The organism is Blautia difficilis, from assembly GCF_014297245.1.
Taxonomy (GTDB): Bacteria; Bacillota; Clostridia; order Lachnospirales; family Lachnospiraceae; genus Blautia_A; species Blautia_A difficilis.
The window spans coordinates 36,764-52,762 of the sequence record NZ_JACOQG010000026.1 but is presented as its reverse complement, the minus strand read 5'-3'; the positions used below and the strand labels follow the sequence as shown (position 1 = coordinate 52,762).

Sequence of the window (15,999 nt, the reverse complement as noted above, 5' to 3'; positions counted from 1 at the left end):
GTATCTATGTTATGAACGAAATTTTTTTGTTTAGTTACAAAATAAATAATGATCGTGCATATTTTCATTCGGCAATTGCAGCAATTATTTTGCTGTGCTTAAATGTACTGATTTTTTATATTTATGTAAAATTGATGGATGATTTACAACTAAGACGAATGACTTCTGTTTATGAACAACAGTTGGAATTATGTGAACGTCATCAACAAGAAAGAGAACTTTCTATGTTGCAATTAAGGGACATAAAACATAATATGAAAAATAATCTAGTATCTATTCTTGCTTATGCAGAGAAAGGAGAAGATGAGAAAATCATAGAATTTATCCAAGATATAATGGAAGAAAGTGGCTTATCAATATCGGAGGTTGCAAATAGTGGTAACATTGTAATTGATTCTCTACTTGGATATTGGTATGTAACAGCTCAAAAGAAAGGGATAGATTTCTCCTTGAACATAAAGGTTCCTATGAAGATGGAGTTTAAGGGTGCAGATATATGTCTAATACTTGGGAATTTATTAGAAAATGCTGTAGAAGCGGCTGAAAAGGCAAAAAAGAAGAAGTACATAAAAATCCAAATGAAATATGATAGAGGTAATCTGTTGATATTTTTAATGAATAGTTACCAGGGGCGATTAATCAAAATGAAGGATAAGAGACTGAAATCTACGAAATCCGATGCTGGAAATCATGGTGTTGGTTTGCCGTCGGTTTACCGAGCTGTAGCAAAGTACAATGGAACGGTTACAGTTGACGATTCTATACCAGAAAGATTTCTAGTGAGAGTTGTGTTGTATGGAGAAAAGGAATAATTACATGAATAGCCGGAATTATTACCACGTAAATAATATTTGAAATAACATGATAAAATATAAAAATAATTTTACGATTTGAATGTCATGGTAGGGTAAAATGAAAAAAATATTATTATTTAGTGACCATAGAGAAATATTTAAAACTACAAGTAAAATAACAAAAGGAAAATATAAATTGAGGTGGTGTACCTATGATTGGTTGAACGATGATAAGCATTTTAATCCAGATGTTATTATTATGTATTTTAATAAAAAAATGGTTGAAAAAGGAACATTTGAATTTATTATCAGAGTAAAAGGAATGTTGGGAAATACAATTCCAATTCTTGCTCTGATTGAAAATGGGACAAAGCAGGATATTTTTTCAATACTGAAGGCTGGAGTGTATGATTATTTGGAGAATGTGGAGGATTTACAGGAATATCAAAAAAAAATAGAAGAGATATTATTGTGGGTATGGTACTTGAAAAAATATGGTTCTCAAAAAGGTTGTAATGATCAATGAATTCATTGCAACCTTTTTTGTTAGGAAATATTGATGTTTGTAGTGCCCCAGGAAAAAGTTACATGAATACTCGTTTTTTTTACAGGAAAAGAAATGGAATGTATTTTTGTAGTATTGTTTTAAAAAGAAGACGAAAGGAGAGTTTTACTATGACTATGAAAAATGTAAAAAATCAGTCAGCGAAAGCACTGGCAAATGTATCTTTAAAACTTGGAAAAGTATCAGCAGATAGCGCATGTTGCTATATCTTTCACCAGCCGAAAGTTCCGAAGAACTTGAAAAAACTTAAAAAGATTTGAAATGAGACGGCTGTCAGAAAAATTAACAGAATATGTTATTAAGACTGGTACAGTTTCCTCGGAATCATATGATATATATCAATATGGCTTTCAGATTGGACTTGAGATGCTATGCTGTTTCGTAACTTGTTTGAGTATAGCAATATATATGCATATGATTCCGGAATTTGCAATATTTACTGGGATTTTTATGTTGCTACGGACTTATGCCGGTGGCGTGCATCTTAACAGTTTTGGATCATGTTTTATATGTTCAGTCACTGTACAGATAATAGCAATGTATTTTAACAGTAAATATAAGTTTACGGTAGGTACAGCGTGGCTTCTTATATTAGTAAGTGCGATACTGATCTTGAAAGCTGCACCAGTAGAGTGCATTAATCGAGAACTTGATGATACTGAAAAAGAACACTGCAAAAAAGTAACCATGAAAGTCTTAATTGCTGTTATTGTATTTGCTGGTTGTTGTACACTTGCAGGAATACTAGACATACTTTCCTTAGTTGCACTGACTTCCTTTATAATTTTAATCTCTCAGTATGTTGGTATTTTGAAATATAAAATTGAAAAGAGCAAGAATAAGCGGAGATGATAAAAAATTGTTTCCGCTTTTTTTATTATATGGAATGGAGGGAGAAAATTATTTTTGAATATTAGATTATTTATATGAAAACGTCCAATGGATTTCAATCCATAGGGACGTTTTTTTGTATATCATAAGAACTTTTTATAGAGTTTTTCTTTTAAACCCGAACAATGGGGGTTTCCCAATCGGGATAAGGGTGAAAGGGAAAAAGACCTTTGCTCATATCTCATGGTCGGGAAGGAGGTGAACTCTATGGAGCAATCTTCTTCCTACGATGAGAAAACGGTAATGCACCAGTTTGATCGAAAATGCAAATTGGCATTAAAGGGCGAAATAGTGGATTATGAAAGACATTTAGCTTATCTTAGAAAACACGAAACTTTGTTTTCAGAATTATCTGAACAAGAGATGGAGAGCCTTTCTATATTTGATGAATATGAATTGGAAAAAAGCTATTTTCGAGCAGGTGGTTATGATGTGGAGGTAAAAAATGCTCTATTGGCAGAAGCATTAACTGCGCTGACAGAGAGAAAAAGGGACATTATTCTTTTGTCATACTTTATGGAAATGAATGATGCGGATATAGCAAGAAAACTGAACCTTGTCAGAAGTACGGTACATGAGCATCGTACACGATCGCTTGAAATACTAAAGATTATGCTGGAGGAAAATGTAGGTGAAAACGGAAGAAAAAAGCGTAAATAATAAAAAATTGATACCGTTTTGGGTAATCGAAAGAGCATTGGAGGGTGACATTCAGGCGATAAATAAAATTCTGAAACATTATGAAGGATATATTGCAAAATTATCGGTCAGAAAAATGTATGATGAGTATGGCTGTGTTCATTATTGTGTAGATGAAACACTTCGCAGACGTCTGGAAACAAAATTGATAAAAACAATTATTGGATTTAAAATAGTTCGCTAAAAAACATTTGAAAGCATCCCTTTCTGCTGAAAAAGCTATTTAGCGTTGTTTGTACCTTGAAAATTTAATATTTATTCTGCAGGACATATGAAACAGAGGAGCTATATAGCAAATACGCCAAGACTGTCTGCATTATAACTTTGCGACATCGTGACGCAAAGTAGAAATGTTGTAAACGAAGAAATATCAAAATGATATTGAAGTAAAGGCACGAGCGATAAATATTTGGCTGTAATCAGGAAGTGGGATTTTTGTGGCGAAGATACTGTTTCTGATAATGATACTTCCGGGAAAGCTGCCCGGTCTGGAAAGATGGTGAAATACCAATGAAGCTATTACCCGATGGCTGCCTGTGGGATTGTTATAAATTGGGAAAGGAGCGAAAGAATGCAAAGACATATTATAAATAGGAAAAGATTTGTTCGTTATAAAGAAGGTGCAGAAATGTACAGCATGTGTCAAAGTAAGTTTGAAAAAATGGCAAAGGAAGCAAATGCTGTCTATAAGCTGGATAAATTGGTACTGGTGAATTGTGATATTTTTGAGGCATATCTGGAAACATTCCGAACCGGTATTTAATGATAAATAGTATTGCAAGAGTTTTTGTGCTACGAAAAGTATTGACTTTTTGCATGACAAAAAGTATAATGTAATCAAGCTATGAAGGAGGTGCATACGGTGGCTAAAATGGGGAGACCGAAAGCAGAATCCCCTAAAAAGAAAAATGTAAGTTTCCGCTTAACAGAGGAAGAATATCAGAAATTGTCAGAGTATGCAGCGAAGCATGAGCTGACTACAACACAAGCGATACAAAAAGGTATTGATCTTTTATATCAGATGCCAGAAAAGTAACACAAGGACTCCTTGCTACATTAGGAAGGAGTTACAGTGGCAAAAGCAAGAAAAGATAATAGAGGCAGGGCCTTACGCAAAGGCGAGAGTCAACGCCAGTCCGACCTGATGTACATATACACTTATACAGATCCATTTGGAAAAAGAAAATATACATATTCTAAGGATTTAGTTAAGTTAAGGGAAAAAGAGCAGAAATTGTTAAAAGACCAATTAGATGGTCTTGATGTGTATGCTGCGGGAAATGCCAATCTTAATTTTGTATTTGATAGATATATTTCTACGAAAACAGAGTTGAGGCGAACAACTTATACCAATTATATGTACATGTATGATCATTACGTCAGAGACAGTTTTGGAAAGAAGAAAATCGGAGAAATCAAATATTCAGATGTACTGTACTTTTATTATCATTTGATAAATGAAAGGAAATTACAGGTTAATACATTAGAAACGATTCATACGGTGCTTCATCCAACATTTCAGTTAGCAGTGAGAGATGATATTATCCGAAACAATCCATCTCATGGTGTAATGTCAGAAATAAAAAAGAAACCAGGGAGGAATCATGGAGTGAGACATGCGTTGACAGTAGAACAGCAGAGAGCATTTATGAATTATACATCGAACAGTCCAGTATTTAATCATTGGGCACCATTGTTTACCGTTCTTTTAGGTACAGGGTGTCGTATAGGTGAGATTATTGGGATTCGATGGGAAGATATTGATTTAGAGAAACGACTGATTAATATTAATCATAGTGTTACATATTATCCACGCAGAGCAGAAACAACCAAATGCGAATTTGCTGTTTCATTACCTAAAACAGAGGCGGGTATTCGTACAGTTCCGATGATGGAGCCAGTATATAATGCTTTTATGGAAGAGTATGAATATCAGAAAGAAAATGGATTCAGTACCGTTACACTGGACGGTATGGAGGGATTTATATTTACAAATCGGTTTGGCAATCTTCATAATCCGCAGGCAGTCAACCGGACGATCAAACGCATCCGGGAAAACTATAATGCAGAAGAAATTTTGAAAGCAAAAAAGGAGAAAAGGGAGCCGATCATTATTCCACATTTTTCCTGCCATCATTTGAGACATACTTTTTGTACGAGATTCTGCGAAAATGAAACGAATATTAAGGTGATACAGGCAGTTATGGGACATGCAAATATTGAGACAACGATGGATATATATGCCGAAGTCACCGATATGAAAAAAACAGAAGCAATAGAAAAATTATCACATAATTTAGACATATTCTAGGAAAGAGTCCTTGTGGGCTTGATTCTATGAGGTGCAACAGAATTATGTGGTGTGCAACAGAACTACAACAAATACATACTGAATAATACCTTATAATAGGTTGAAGTCTTTTTGAAAATAATGTATAATACCCGACAGTACGGGATAGTATGGTAAGCGAATCAGTTTTCCCGACAATGAAGTCACAGGGCGCTGCAAAGAACGAAGCAAACAATGCAGCACAGGAAACAAAGACAGTTGAGAAGATTGATTTTTCCAAGGTAAAAGTTGAGCCGTTATTCGAAGAAATGGTTGATTTTGATACTTTCAGCAAGTCAGATTTCAGAGCTGTAAAGGTAAAAGCATGTGAAGCTGTTAAGAAATCCAAGAAGCTGTTACAGTTCACTCTGGATGATGGAACAGGCACAGATCGTACCATTTTAAGCGGTATTCACGCTTATTATGAGCCAGAAGAACTGGTTGGAAAAACACTGATCGCTATCACAAACCTGCCGCCAAGAGCTATGATGGGAATTGAATCCTGTGGAATGTTACTTAGTGCAATCCATGAGGAAGAGGGCGAAGAAAAACTTCATCTTCTGATGGTTGATAACCATATTCCGGCTGGTGCAAAGTTATACTAAGAGCAAAAAATAATAATAAATAATCATGTAGTTTGTACCAATTTTCGAGGTTTTGTACCAATTTTGTACCAATCTTTCGGGAATTTCTGTAGAATTATGTGAGGATATGTGAAATAAAGGAGATTAGAGTGCAATAGCTCTGGTTTCCTTTATTTTTTTGTCTGAGTATGTATAGAGTAAGAAATAAGAGACTGTAGTGACAAACAGCTCCTGAAAAAAAAGCAGGAGTGGAAAAACAGACAGGAAGAGGATGCGTGATTCTCTTCTGGCGTTGTCGAAAAAATCTTATTGCATAAGCAGAGGTAGTAAGATTATAATAAATGTAAAGGAAACAAAAGATAAGCTATGGAGCTATAGACTATAACAAGTGAATGAAACATTGAATAATTTGAAAGGAGGAATTGTCGATGGGAGCAACAGCAACAGTGAGAAAATCAGATTTTATAGATGCAATGGAAGAGAACCAGAAGGATGTCCGTAAGATGGCAATGGACAGTTACCATGATATTGAAAAAGGAAAAGGAAGAGATTACAAAGAGTTTTTTGCAGAATTAGAAAGCAGGTACAGGAATGCAAATGTATAAAGTTATGATGCTTCCTATGGCAGAGGAAGATGGTCATGAAGAACTGAACCTTCTGATGGTAGATGACAGAATCCCGACAGGTGCTAAGCTGTACTAAAGATTAAGTAGATAAAAAGGGCCGCCAGGAAATAGGCGCCCTTTTTTATCTGCTTATCATAAGGATAACTGGTAAAACTGATCAAACAGCTCCACCTGGAAGCTTCCGGGGCCGGAGCTGTTTTTTTCAGCTCTTTCGCCGGCGATACCAAATTCTGTAGCTGCAGTGAAAGCTGCAGTGAAAGGATCTGTGACTGCCAGATAAGTGGCACAGATCATGCCAAGCATACAGCCGGTTCCGGTGATCTGCGACATGGCAGGAGTGCCTCTTTTGATAAATGAGCATTTGTTTGCAGAAACGATCATATCTTCCTTACCAGTGATCAGGAGTGTAGTATTCCATTGAGCAGCTTTTTCCTGGAAGAGTTCCTGCAGATGAAGCCGATTGATATCTGTAACGGTATCCTCATCCCCTGCATCAATGCCAATGGCATGGGCGGTCTGGCCGGACATGGCAAGAAGCTCAGACATATTGCCCTTGAGAAGTTCCGGCATATGAATGTTCATAAGTCTGTTTGCAAATTCGTAACGCAGATTGCTGCAGGCAGTACCTACCAGATCAAGCATAACAGGAATATGGAGACTGGCTGCAGTTTTCAGAGATTCAGGCATGGATTTCATACGCGCATCAGTGATATTTCCAAGATTCAGTGCCAGTGCATGAGAGCTTCTGGTAATCTCAGCTACTTCAGCGGGATGTTCTGCCATGATCGGGCGGCCTCCGGCCGCCAGAATAATATTGGCACAGTCATGGATAGAAATTGGATTAGTGATGCAGTGAATCAGCGGCTGTGCTGCTCGGGTCAGTTGTCTGGGATTTGTTTGATTTACGGTCATATACTTTTGCTCCAAGGCTTTGCTGAAATTTGGCAAGCATTCCTGTGTGACTTAAGGCTTTCAGGAAGAAATAGGCAATGGTGCCGCCCATGCAGGTTGCTGCCAGAAACATTGGTGTGTAGAAAAATGCATTCAGTCCGCTTCTGCCCATAAAAAATGCCATTACAGGATAGGAAACCAGAGAGCCGATGATACCGGTTCCGAAGATTTCACCGATCACTGCGCAGATAATCTTTCCATGAGAAGCGCGGTAGAAAACACCTGATAAAAATGCGCCGAATACGGCGCCTGTCAGTGCAAGTGGCGGGATACCCATAAACATCATGCGGATGATTCCGATGAGAGTGGCACAAAGAAGTGAATACCATGGTCCCAGAAGTACGGAACAGACGATGTTTATCAGGTGTGCAGTAGGGCACATACCCTCAATTCTCAGAATGGGTGAGATGACAACGCCGATGGCAACCATCATGGCGAGCATGACCATTCTGAATGTTTTGGATCTGTCTGTGTTCATAATGAACCTCCTTGAAATGAAGATTTAGTCTGCTGAAGCAGACATTATCGGTTGTGCAGGAAACAGATAAAATCCTGCAAAAAAAATCTGCCGGAATAACACACTGGCAGATTTTAATTCACAAATACAGTCCCTACGCTGGCATTATCCATATCAGGTGCGGTCGAAGATCTATCTTCCTCTCAGCCTGTCCCACAGGCTCCCGTTGTTATTATCCATTATGCAGATTTTCTTTTGTTAGAGCGTATTTGAAAAATGCTTTACGCAAGATGTGTGTTACAATTTTTCAAACACGCTTTAGAGTAACACAAGCTTTTGGAAAAGTCAATGGGATGTAAAAGCAGTGTAAATTTCCTACAGTAAATTTACACTACCTAATATTATTTTTAAGTTGACTTTTTATTTTTTTCAGCATATACTAACAGTAGCTAAGGAATGTGACGAGATTCCATGAAGCGAACTAAAGAAACAAAAGCCCTCAGAGTTGCAGCTCTGAGGGCTTTCTTGCTCGTTACGGTGAGCTGTTCCGTTTAGGCTGTTGCTGTCTAGCGTCTGCCGTCCAGCCATTTGCATATGTAGTAGCTAACTACGCCTGCTAAAACAGAGACAAGAAATGTGACGAGAATTTCTTCCATGAAACTCACCTCCTTTCTGCTGGAGGTTCGACAGCTCTTATAGTATATCATGGTTTAGGACGAATTGAAATAAAAAATCTATTTGTACTAAAACGATTGTCCGTGCTATGATTAACAGGTAGATGACAGACAGCATATTATGAAAAAGAAGCTGTCTGCATGGACAGAAAGGCAGGTTAAATCTGATGAAACAGGAAAATTACATAAAGGGTATGATAATGATCATCCTGTCGGCGTTTTTCTTTGCTTGTATGAATGTGAGCGTACGTCTGGCAGGTGATCTGCCGTCTGTGGAGAAGAGCTTCTTCCGGAATCTGGTGGCGGCAGTGTTTGCAGCGATAATTCTCTGTAAGAATCGTACAGTGCCGAAGGTGGATAAGAAATACTGGGGACCGCTGATCCTGCGTTGTGTGTGCGGGACACTGGGGATTCTGTGTAACTTTTATGCTATTGATCATCTGTTGGTGGCAGATGCATCGATCCTGAATAAATTGTCTCCGTTTTTCGCGATTATTTTTTCATTCCTTTTATTAAAGGAAAAGATCAGACCGGCGCAGGCTGCGTGTGTTGCTCTGGCGTTTATCGGATGTTTATTTGTAGTGAAACCGGGATTTCAGAATGCGGCACTTGTTCCGGCACTGATCGGAGTCTGCGGTGGACTGGGAGCAGGAATTGCCTATACGATGGTGCGTGTACTGGGAACTCACGGAGTGAAGGGACCGGTTATCGTGTTTTATTTTTCATTTTTCTCCTGTTTGTCGGTTGTACCCTGGATGTTGTTCCATTTCACACCCATGAGTATGAAACAGCTTGTGACATTGCTGATGGCAGGATTATTCGCAGCGGGCGGACAGTTTACGATTACGGCTGCATACACCTATGCACCTGCAGGGAAGATTTCCATCTTTGATTATTCGCAGATTATTTTTGCCACGATGCTGGGATTTGTCCTGTTTGGAGAGATTCCGGATAAGTACAGCTTTACAGGATATGTGCTGATTATTCTGGCATCATTGGGTACCTTTCTTTATAATATGAGGGTAGCTAAGGCTGGTAAATGAAGAAAAAGTAAAAAAGGATTTTTCTGATTTTATCCAGTAAGTCTGATGAAATCCGATCAGTATATAGAATTATTGGATTGTAAACTATAAAATAAAAAAAGTTGTCAATAAAAACGCTTTGTGTTAAAGTATCCAATATGTTAAAAAATTAAGGAGAAGGGTGCACAAAGATGTCTTTTATAAAAAATATTCCACTACGTCCTCACCATGGAATGTGCCTTGCATATTTCAAGGGTGAAGGATACAGTGATGGATTTTCCGCACATATGCAGGAAATGCTGGATATTTTCCAGAAGAGAGCGAAGATACAGCTTCATGCAGATACAGACGAGATCTGTTCTGCCTGTCCGAATAATGAAAAAGGATGCTGTTCTTCCTTTTCGCTTGTAGAAGCATATGACAATGCAGTGCTGGAACTGTGCGGTCTGGAAAATGGACAGATTATGGAATTTGATGATTTTACAGATGTTGTTCAAAAGAAAATCCTGGCATCAGGAAAGAGGAAAGAAATCTGTGGGAATTGTCAGTGGAACTCCATCTGTGAAAGTCAGAAGAGCAGATGGGAGAAATGCTAAGAAAAATAGAGTAACAGAATGAATAGTGTTCCGGTACAGAAGCTATGAATAAAAAAGTCAAATGTGCAAATAGTGCAGTAGAAAGGACATAACGATAAAAATGGAAAATACAGAATCACGTTTATATTTCGCCAGTGACTACATGGAAGGTGCGCATCCTGCGATCATGAAGAAGCTGATGGAAACAAACCTGGAGAAAACAGTGGGCTATGGTCAGGATCCATATACAGAAGATGCGAAAGAAAAGATCAGAGAAGCCTGCAATGCACCGGAGGCAGAAGTATTCCTGCTGGTTGGCGGAACACAGACCAATGCCACAGTAATCGATGCACTTTTGAAATCCTATCAGGGAGTTGTGGCTGCGGATACAGGTCATATTGCAACTCATGAATCGGGCGCCATTGAATTTGGCGGACATAAGGTTCTGACAGTACCGCAGAAAGATGGAAAAATCTCTGCACAGCAGATTGAGAAGCTGGTGAAGGATTTCTATGATGATACCAATTATGAGCATATGGTAATGCCTGGGATGGTATATATTTCCCAGCCAACAGAATATGGTACCCTGTATTCCAGAGAAGAATTAGCAGCTCTCAGCAAAGTCTGCCGGGAAAATCATCTCCCCCTTTATGTGGATGGCGCCCGCCTTGCCTATGCACTGGCAAGCCCGGAGAACGATGTGACTCTCACTGATCTGGCAGAACTTAGCGATGTATTTTACATTGGAGGAACCAAATGCGGAGCATTGTTTGGAGAAGCAGTGGTTATACCGCAGAAAGGACGGATTCCTCATTTCTTTACGATCATCAAGCAGCATGGAGCATTGCTTGCCAAGGGACGGATTGCAGGGATCCAGTTTGGTGAGCTGTTTACGGACGGATTGTACCTGCAGATTGGCAAACCTGCAATGGAAGCTGCAGAGCAGATCAAAGCTGCACTGAAGAAGTATGGATATCAGCTTTCTCTGGATACGCCCACCAATCAGATCTTCTGCATTGTGTCTAATGATGTAATGAAAAAAATAGCCCAGGATGTGGAGTTCGGATTCTGGGAGAAGTATGATGAGACACACTCTGTGATCCGCTTTGCCACAAGCTGGGCTACGACTATGGAAGATACACAGAAACTGATTCAGATTCTGGAAAAAAATAAATAAGAGAAAAAATCAATAGTCAGTTGATTTATGGAATTGCTATAGGCAGTATCAGGGCAATGGTACTGCCTTTTTCGCTGCTCTGGGTTACTTTTACCTGACCCTTGTGCTGTCTGGCAATCTCGCTTACAAGAGCAAGCCCCAGACCTGCACCGCCCATGGCGCGGCTGCGGGATTTGTCCACACGGTAGAAGGGATCAAAGATTTTTTCCTGATTTTCAGGGGAGATACCGATGCCTGTGTCAGTTACCTCCAGGACTGCAGATTCTGCAGAATGAATGCTTACAGTAACGGAACCGGAAGGCCGGTTATATTTGATCGCATTTTCAACCAGATTATAGACTGCCCGGTACAGAAGGATATAGCTGCCTGTAACAGTACAGTCACCTTCTGTCTGAATAAGCCGGATCTGATGCTTGTCTGCAACCGGGTCCAGATCGCAGAAAACCTCTTCTGTGAGTGCTGCAAGGGAAATAGTGTCGGAACGCTCTACAGTCTGAAGGCCTGTCATGTCCAACAGGATTTCCGCAAGATGGGAAAGCCGGCCGATCTGTTCCTGAAGCATAGTGAAAAGTCTGTCGTATTCCTGGGGTGTGTGTTCCGGTTTTTTGTAAAAAACTTCCAGATTTGTCTGCATTACAGCTAAGGGTGTGCGAAGCTCATGTGCTGCACTTGCCACAAACTGCTTTTGTGCAGAGAAGGCATTATCCAGGCGGGCAAGCATGTCATTAAAGGATCTGGTCAGACGTGAGATCTCATCCTCTGAGAGTGGGACTTCCAGCGGTTCAGACAGATTCTGAGCCTGTACCTGGCTGATCCTGTCGCTGAATCTGCGTAGGGGGGCCAGGGCTCTTCTGGTGACAAACCAGGTACAGATACTGCTGAGAAGAATAATGATACCTGTGGCAATCATGCTCTGGAACAGAAAAATATTTTTGGTATTCTGGATCTGGTTTTCCAGATCAGGGATGAGGATTTTTGGATCTACATTGATAGAGATCGGGTTTGAATTGTCAGGGGTGACTAGAACCACATAGTCGGAAATCCCTTCCAGACCGGTCACAGCAGAACGGCTGATGAAGAAATACATCAGTGCACAGGCTGTGATAACCAGTCCGGAGATCAGCAATGTGAGCCGCCATTGGAGTGAGAGCCTGCGGGGGGAAAGTTTTTCTGAGTAAAATTTCATAGATTTAGTCCTCCATAATATAACCTTGTCCGATCTTATTCTGTATAGGATCATATCCAAGGGCGGTTCTCAGTTTTTTTCTTAAAGAAGAAATATGCACCCGGATAGAGTTACTGAAGCTGTTCACGCTGCCATCCCAGAGATGCTCGATCATTTCTTCGGGGCTGATGATCCGGTTGCGGTGAAGCAGAAAATATTCCAGAAGTGCGCTTTCTTTTCTGGTGAGAGCAAGAGGTGTGCCATCTACACTGGCTTCTCTTGTGCGTGTGTCAAAGGTAATACGGCTACATCTCAGGCAAACATCCTCCTGGATAAATTTACGGCGGGTAAGGCTGCGGATACGGGCTTCCAGCTCCTCGAAATGAAATGGTTTGGTGAGGTAATCGTTGGCTCCCAGATCCAGACCCTCCACCTTATCCTGGATTTGTACTCTTGCGGAGAGTATGAGAACAGGAGTATTGGTATTGAAGGTACGGAACTGACGCAGGATTTCCAGACCGTCAATTCCCGGCAGGTTCAGATCCAGAAGGATCAGATCGTAATTCTCTGTCATACATAATTCCAGTCCCTCTTCCCCGTCAAAGCAGGTATCTGTTTCGTATCCGTCCATGCGGAGTCCCTCTGCCATGGAACGGCAGAGCTGTTCTTCGTCTTCTATAATTAAAATGTGCATGATGGTCTCCTTTTTGAATTTCCAGATTTATAGTTTTATAATATCAGAATCAAAAGGTTAGAAGATAGTCAGTGTTTGTACGATAGGATTTTTGATTCTGACATATTATCAATTTTATCATAGCACACGAAGTATAAAATTCGTATAAAAAAGAAAACGATTTCATATTAAAATATCTGATTATAAAGTTTTTTAACCGCATCAAACTGCGGAGCAGTTATTCGGTGTAGATCCATGTAGCGAAGCGGATTGCGAATATCTGCCAGACTACGTTTCAGATTTGTTCGGGATTGATTACAAAATAAAATTCGAAAAAAGTTATTTTCTTAACACAGATTTTATTTCTCAGATGCTATAATGTGTGCATATCAATAAAACGATGCCTGTTATGCGGGGATAAAATCCAGATCTGCAGACAGACACAGGAAAATAATTAAAAGTAATATAAAAATCATAACAGTAAAAAATGAAGGGAGTTTACTTACAATGAAAAACAGAAGAATGAGATTAATGGCGATTTTTGCAGCAAGTGTATTAAGTGTGACATCTATGGGAGGTATTGTAACTGTACATGCAGGGGAGGCTCTTGCAGTGCCAGCAGATGAAGCAGGTGTAGTCCAGACGGATGGTAAGGATGTTCAGGCAGCAGAAGATGGCAGTGTGGCAGCTTCCGAGGGTCTGATTGCTGAATCCTTCAAACCCTCAGAGATTGCTCAGCCTGCACAGGATACTTATGAATATCCATTCCTTGGAATGAAATTAGGGATTTCCAAAGACCTGAAAGAGCAGATGGAGAAGAAGAATATTTCCATGTTTACAGATGAGAGATGGGATGACAATGCAGAGGCAGTCACATATGCCACAGCCAGCTGGTGTACCCTGACAGACGAGCAGAAGGATGCAGAGGTGGACAAGATGGGCACCGGATATGACGACTGGCTGAAAAGTCTCAGCAGAGTAGGTGTGATCGGAATGTATGACGAGGAATCCCAGAAAGATCTGGATACGATTACCGGATGCACAGAGCATAAAGAACTGGGCACCAGCAGTGACGGCAAATATAAATATTATCTCAGCACAAACAAGGATGCAGATGCAGACCTGCTAAAGGATGTGGAGGGGATTGAAGTAACACTTACAGAAATGACCCCGTTCCAGATGCTTTCTGCATTTGACCAGCCGCAGGATACTTCTGACAGTACAGATGCAGCTGAAGGAACAAATGTAGGCAAATTTGAAACAACAGGAGTTGACGGAAAAACCTATACACAGGATATCTTCAGCAAATACGATCTGACTATGGTAAATGTTTTTACTACCTGGTGTTCTCCATGTATTAATGAGATTCCTGATCTGGAGAAGCTTTATCAGGAGATGAAGGATAAAGGTGTGGGAGTAGTAGGCGTTACACGGGATACAATAGGCAGTGGTGGAAAACAGGATGAGGAAGCAGTGAAAAAGGCTCAGGTAATTCAGGAGAAAACAAAGGCATCCTATCCATTCCTGATCCCGGATTCCGGAATGATGAACGGACGTCTCAATGGAATCTCCGCTTTCCCGGAAACATTCTTTGTTGACAAAAATGGAAATATTGTAGGCGAGACTTACTCCGGAAGCCACAGCCTGGACGAGTGGAAAGAAATTGTGGAAAAAGAGCTGGCGAATGTCACAGAGGGAAAATAAAAAATGAATAAATTGAAAACCAGCAAAATATGGAACAGTAAATGGCCGGCGTTGATTCTTATGCTTGTGGGAGCCTGCTTTATGGGATATGGGATTTCCCGCGGAGAGCTGGCAGTGGTGTTTACAAAAGCCATTAACATCTGTATGGAATGTGTGGGAATTGGATAAATGAGTAATAAAAAGAACAGTGATAACAAAAGTAATAAGAAACAAAATACAAAAAATATGAAGATCAATGAGTGGCCCCGACACGGAATCCAGGCACTGTGGGCGTTCATTACAAACAGTCATGTTACCGGCTTTGTTACAGGCAAAATTTACACAGGCAAACTAAAAAATGCCTGTGTTCCGGGCCTGAACTGCTATTCCTGCCCCGGTGCTGTAGGCGCCTGTCCTATCGGTTCTCTTCAGGCTGTGATAGGGAGCTGGAATTTCAAGATGGCTTATTATGTGGTGGGATTTCTTATCTTCATCGGAGCTATGGTGGGAAGACTGATCTGCGGTTTTCTCTGCCCCTTCGGATTGATTCAGGATTTGTTGAATAAGATTCCATTTCCTAAGAAAATTCGTACATTCAAGGGAGATAAACTGCTTCGCAAGTTGAAATATGTGATTTTTGCAGTGTTTGTGATCCTTCTTCCATTGTTCCTGGTGGATATTATGGGACAGGGTGCACCCTATTTCTGCAAACTGATCTGCCCGGCAGGAACACTGGAGGGCGGACTGCCGCTGGTACTTCTGAATAAATCCATGCGCAGTGCACTGGGCTGGCTGTACATATGGAAGAATGTGATCCTGATTATAACGATTATTCTTTCCATTTTAATCTACCGTCCGTTCTGCAAATATATCTGTCCACTGGGAGCACTTTATTCCGTCTTTAATCCTGTCTCTCTGTATAAATACAGAGTGGATAAGGATAAGTGTATAAAATGCGGAAAATGTGCAAAAGCATGCCAGATGATCGTAGACCCTGTGGAAAACTCTAATAGTCCGGAATGTATCCGTTGTGGCAGATGCAAGAAGGCCTGTCCGACAGGTGCAATCCAGTGTGGAATCAGAAAAACACCTGACAGATTATAAAAAGTAGTCTGTCAGGTGTTTTTTTGCCTG

The 15,999-nt window shown here is 40.1% G+C and carries 20 protein-coding genes, 1 pseudogene and 1 riboswitch; of the genes and pseudogenes, 17 read left to right on the top strand and 4 right to left on the bottom strand.

Annotation, left to right across the window (positions count from 1 at the left end; all coding sequences use genetic code 11):
• The 11 genes and pseudogenes from H8Z82_RS13645 to H8Z82_RS13595 all read left to right on the top strand — a co-directional run.
• The coding region (locus H8Z82_RS13645) for a sensor histidine kinase (protein ID WP_186995401.1) at positions 1 to 812 on the top strand (812 nt) is incomplete at its 5' end.
• 100 nt (positions 813 to 912) lie between these two features.
• Entirely contained in the window at positions 913 to 1,320 is a 408-nt protein-coding gene (locus H8Z82_RS13640; RefSeq protein WP_117801568.1) for a response regulator, read from the top strand.
• A gap of 149 nt (positions 1,321 to 1,469) precedes the next feature.
• On the top strand, positions 1,470 to 1,619 hold the full coding sequence (locus tag H8Z82_RS13635) for a cyclic lactone autoinducer peptide (RefSeq protein WP_118401240.1): 150 nt from the start codon (positions 1,470 to 1,472) through the stop codon (positions 1,617 to 1,619).
• Position 1,620: 1 nt separating this feature from the next.
• Positions 1,621 to 2,211, top strand: a complete 591-nt coding sequence (locus H8Z82_RS13630; RefSeq protein WP_118401239.1) for an accessory gene regulator B family protein — start codon at positions 1,621 to 1,623, stop codon at positions 2,209 to 2,211.
• A gap of 246 nt (positions 2,212 to 2,457) precedes the next feature.
• Positions 2,458 to 2,910 (top strand): sigma factor-like helix-turn-helix DNA-binding protein, encoded by a 453-nt coding sequence (locus H8Z82_RS13625; protein WP_118401238.1) that lies wholly within the window; start codon positions 2,458 to 2,460, stop codon positions 2,908 to 2,910.
• Positions 2,882 to 3,133 (top strand): helix-turn-helix domain-containing protein, encoded by a 252-nt coding sequence (locus tag H8Z82_RS13620; protein WP_044924637.1) that lies wholly within the window; start codon positions 2,882 to 2,884, stop codon positions 3,131 to 3,133. The genes H8Z82_RS13625 and H8Z82_RS13620 overlap by 29 nt, the downstream gene beginning before the upstream one ends.
• Positions 3,134 to 3,520: 387 nt before the next feature.
• Entirely contained in the window at positions 3,521 to 3,712 is a 192-nt protein-coding gene (locus H8Z82_RS13615; RefSeq protein ID WP_015543500.1) for a DUF6462 family protein, read from the top strand.
• 108 nt (positions 3,713 to 3,820) lie between these two features.
• Complete coding sequence (locus H8Z82_RS13610) at positions 3,821 to 3,985, top strand: CopG family transcriptional regulator (RefSeq protein ID WP_243176484.1); 165 nt, start codon at positions 3,821 to 3,823, stop codon at positions 3,983 to 3,985.
• Between the two features lie 36 nt (positions 3,986 to 4,021).
• Complete coding sequence (locus tag H8Z82_RS13605; protein WP_118401237.1) at positions 4,022 to 5,260, top strand: site-specific integrase; 1,239 nt, start codon at positions 4,022 to 4,024, stop codon at positions 5,258 to 5,260.
• A 164-nt stretch (positions 5,261 to 5,424) separates the two neighbouring features.
• Positions 5,425 to 5,883: pseudogene (locus tag H8Z82_RS13600) on the top strand (lysine--tRNA ligase); the annotation flags it as partial.
• A gap of 407 nt (positions 5,884 to 6,290) precedes the next feature.
• Positions 6,291 to 6,467 (top strand): hypothetical protein, encoded by a 177-nt coding sequence (locus H8Z82_RS13595; RefSeq protein WP_186995405.1) that lies wholly within the window; start codon positions 6,291 to 6,293, stop codon positions 6,465 to 6,467.
• Between the two features lie 153 nt (positions 6,468 to 6,620).
• On the opposite strand, the gene thiM is transcribed toward H8Z82_RS13595, so the two are convergent.
• Together thiM and thiW are read right to left on the bottom strand one after the other, a co-directional pair.
• The gene (gene thiM, locus H8Z82_RS13585) at positions 6,621 to 7,400 is read right to left on the bottom strand and encodes a hydroxyethylthiazole kinase (RefSeq protein ID WP_186995398.1); all 780 of its coding nucleotides are present in this window, start codon (positions 7,398 to 7,400) and stop codon (positions 6,621 to 6,623) included.
• Entirely contained in the window at positions 7,330 to 7,917 is a 588-nt protein-coding gene (thiW, locus tag H8Z82_RS13580; protein WP_186995397.1) for an energy coupling factor transporter S component ThiW, read from the bottom strand. The genes thiM and thiW overlap by 71 nt, the downstream gene beginning before the upstream one ends.
• A gap of 112 nt (positions 7,918 to 8,029) precedes the next feature.
• A riboswitch (TPP riboswitch) is annotated at positions 8,030 to 8,133 on the bottom strand.
• Positions 8,134 to 8,737: 604 nt separating this feature from the next.
• On the opposite strand from thiW, the gene H8Z82_RS13575 reads away from it, so the two are divergent.
• The 3 genes from H8Z82_RS13575 to H8Z82_RS13565 all read left to right on the top strand — a co-directional run bounded on the left by H8Z82_RS13575 (position 8,738) and on the right by H8Z82_RS13565 (position 11,344).
• Complete coding sequence (locus H8Z82_RS13575; RefSeq protein WP_118342329.1) at positions 8,738 to 9,613, top strand: DMT family transporter; 876 nt, start codon at positions 8,738 to 8,740, stop codon at positions 9,611 to 9,613.
• Positions 9,614 to 9,783: 170 nt separating this feature from the next.
• Positions 9,784 to 10,188, top strand: coding sequence for a DUF1284 domain-containing protein (locus H8Z82_RS13570; protein ID WP_186995396.1), 405 nt, complete (start codon positions 9,784 to 9,786; stop codon positions 10,186 to 10,188).
• Between the two features lie 100 nt (positions 10,189 to 10,288).
• Positions 10,289 to 11,344, top strand: coding sequence for a threonine aldolase family protein (locus H8Z82_RS13565; protein ID WP_186995395.1), 1,056 nt, complete (start codon positions 10,289 to 10,291; stop codon positions 11,342 to 11,344).
• A 25-nt stretch (positions 11,345 to 11,369) separates the two neighbouring features.
• Here H8Z82_RS13565 and H8Z82_RS13560 read toward each other — a convergent pair whose 3' ends face one another.
• Positions 11,370 to 12,530 (bottom strand): sensor histidine kinase, encoded by a 1,161-nt coding sequence (locus tag H8Z82_RS13560; protein ID WP_186995394.1) that lies wholly within the window; start codon positions 12,528 to 12,530, stop codon positions 11,370 to 11,372.
• A 4-nt stretch (positions 12,531 to 12,534) separates the two neighbouring features.
• Positions 12,535 to 13,203, bottom strand: a complete 669-nt coding sequence (locus H8Z82_RS13555) for a response regulator transcription factor (RefSeq protein WP_019160352.1) — start codon at positions 13,201 to 13,203, stop codon at positions 12,535 to 12,537.
• A 486-nt stretch (positions 13,204 to 13,689) separates the two neighbouring features.
• Between H8Z82_RS13555 and H8Z82_RS13550 the strand changes: the two genes are divergently transcribed.
• Genes H8Z82_RS13550 through H8Z82_RS13540 form a run of 3 tightly spaced genes read left to right on the top strand, consistent with a single transcriptional unit; the run spans position 13,690 to position 15,969 of the window.
• Positions 13,690 to 14,886: a TlpA family protein disulfide reductase gene (locus H8Z82_RS13550; RefSeq protein ID WP_186995393.1), complete on the top strand. Its 1,197-nt coding sequence runs from the start codon at positions 13,690 to 13,692 to the stop codon at positions 14,884 to 14,886.
• A gap of 3 nt (positions 14,887 to 14,889) precedes the next feature.
• Complete coding sequence (locus H8Z82_RS13545) at positions 14,890 to 15,054, top strand: CD1871A family CXXC motif-containing protein (protein ID WP_186995392.1); 165 nt, start codon at positions 14,890 to 14,892, stop codon at positions 15,052 to 15,054.
• Positions 15,055 to 15,969: a 4Fe-4S binding protein gene (locus H8Z82_RS13540; protein ID WP_330607975.1), complete on the top strand. Its 915-nt coding sequence runs from the start codon at positions 15,055 to 15,057 to the stop codon at positions 15,967 to 15,969.
• The last annotated feature ends 30 nt before the right edge of the window (positions 15,970 to 15,999 follow it).